The 972-nt window shown below is 53.0% G+C and carries 1 protein-coding gene; it reads right to left on the bottom strand.

From position 1 onward, the window contains the following. On the bottom strand, nt 1-972 hold a 972-nt coding region (locus CWE07_RS14265), incomplete at both ends, for a TolC family protein (protein WP_133307013.1).

Here is a 972-nt window from a genome sequence, read left to right as displayed (position 1 = left end):
GGGTTGGCATCAGGGCATGTATGGTCGCCACCGCTGCTAACTGATTTGCCATGGCTCGGCGGTGTGCCAAGGCGAAACTAAGCCACTCCTGTTGACTCGTAATAACGTCCGTAAAGCTGGCGCTTCCACTTTGATAATTGCTTAAACTGCTCGCCACCGCTTGTTCGGCACGACCAATTAAGACGTCACCATAAAGCACGCGATTGCGCTCAGCATCCTGCCACTCGTAAAGCGCCATACTAAGCTCAGCCTGAATCGCCAGCTCACTGGCCTCCAGCTCGTGCAGCCCTGAGGCTAAGTCAGCCTCTGCAGCCTCTCGTTGCGCGCGGTAATTTGCACGCCAAATAGGTAACGACACTGACAGCATGCCTGTCACCGTATCCGATGCCATATTGGTGTTCATGTATTCGGCCCCAATCATCAGACGGGGTAACCCAGATGTGTTAGCGATATCTTGCGCGACTACTAAACTCTTCACGTCCGCACGCAACGCCAATAAAGCCGGGTTGTTTTCTTTGAGCTGTTCGTACAATGTATCGGGCGCTGCGGGCAAGTGCGCAAACTCACGGTGCGAGGCCTCTAGGGCATAGTCGCCATGCAGCTCAGCTCGCGCGTCACGACCAAGCGCTGAATTCAGTCGAGCTCGTTGTGAAAACCGCATCGCTTGTAGGTTGTCATATTCGCTACGCGCTTCATCCAGCGCATTTTGCGCTCTCAATAGATCGCCCATAGCAGCATCACCCGCTGCATAGCGTTGCTCTGCGATGCTGGAAAACTGCTCAAGTAATTGTACTAGATCGCGCTGCAGCGCCTGGTTCTCCAACACATACAAATATTCACTGAAAGCCTGTACGACATTGGCTGCAATCTCTGCTCGGACTTGGGTTAAGCGAGCCTTAGCAGCAAGCTCGCTGCTTTTTGCTTGCTCAATGCTCATTCCCCGACGGTTAAAAATAGGGATTTCTTGTGAAA

This window comes from Aliidiomarina maris (genome assembly GCF_003987335.1).
Classification (GTDB): Bacteria; Pseudomonadota; Gammaproteobacteria; order Enterobacterales; family Alteromonadaceae; genus Aliidiomarina; species Aliidiomarina maris.
The sequence above is the reverse complement of the archived record's forward strand: the minus strand, read 5'-3'. Positions and strand labels throughout refer to the sequence as shown.